The 882-nt window shown below is 66.9% G+C and carries 1 protein-coding gene; it reads right to left on the bottom strand.

The features are described 5' to 3' along the window. Positions 1-18: 18 nt before the first annotated feature. Positions 19-846 (bottom strand): IS5 family transposase, encoded by an 828-nt coding sequence (locus DC522_RS33795; protein ID WP_116532731.1) that lies wholly within the window; start codon positions 844-846, stop codon positions 19-21. Between the last annotated feature and the right edge of the window lie 36 nt (positions 847-882).

Below are 882 nucleotides of genomic sequence, written 5' to 3'. Positions count from 1 at the left end.
CTAGAGGGTGTCTGGAGATTAAGCTGCTGCATGGGCTAATCTTTTGGTCATGAGGCGGCTCATCGCGAGATAGATCCACGTCTCGGTGGTGGCCGAGAGGCGCTCCCAGTCCTTGGCCAAGCGCCGGTTGCGGATGAGCCACGCGAACGTGCGCTCGCCAATCCAGCGCTGAGGCAGAACCGCAAACCCGACCGGCATCTCGGGCGCAGGTTGATCGGCCGGCACCCGCACCCAGCGCCGCGGCCGCTTCACGATCAGCAGGGTCCACCCGGGTTCGGCTGGCAGCCAGGCGGCCAGCCCCTGATAGCCCATGTCGGCAACCAGGCCTTCCACATCCGGATAGCGGCCTCTCAACTCGGCCAACACGGCTTCAGCCGCACGACGGTCATGGCCATCGGCTGGATGCACGAGGACATGGAGAACCAGTCCTTGCGTGTCGACCACCAGATGGCGCTTGCGGCCGGAGATGCGCTTGCCACCGTCATAGCCGCGCTCGCCACCGGCCTCGCTGGTGCGCGCCGTCTGGCTGTCGATGATCGCCGCATGCGGTTGTGGATCGCGCCCGGCGAGCCTGCGGGCTCGGGGGCGCAGGACATCGTTGAGATGCTGCCACGTGCCGCGCTGACGCCATCGCCGGAAGTGATCGTACACGCTCTGCCAGGGCGGATACTCGTGCGGCAACAGGCGCCACGGTTCTCCGCCGCACAGGATGTACAGCACGGCGTTGAGCACCCGCCGCAGGTCGTGTTTGCGAGGGCGACCGCGCCGGGTTGTCGGGGCGAGAAGGGGCGCCAGGATCGCCCACTCCGCATCGTCGAGGTCGGTGTCATAGGACCGGGCTGTCATGCCCCTTCAGATGGGCGCCTCCCGATTTTCCAGACA

The sequence above is a fragment of the Microvirga sp. KLBC 81 genome (assembly GCF_003075415.1).
Taxonomy (GTDB): domain Bacteria; phylum Pseudomonadota; class Alphaproteobacteria; order Rhizobiales; family Beijerinckiaceae; genus Microvirga.
Note: the sequence above shows the minus strand (reverse complement) of the source record. Positions and strands in the feature narration are given on the sequence as shown.

Coding starts and splice junctions, on each gene's coding strand:
- DC522_RS33795 (WP_116532731.1), bottom strand. CDS start 846: ATGACAGCCCGGTCCTATGACACCGACCTCGACGATGCGGAGTGGGCG.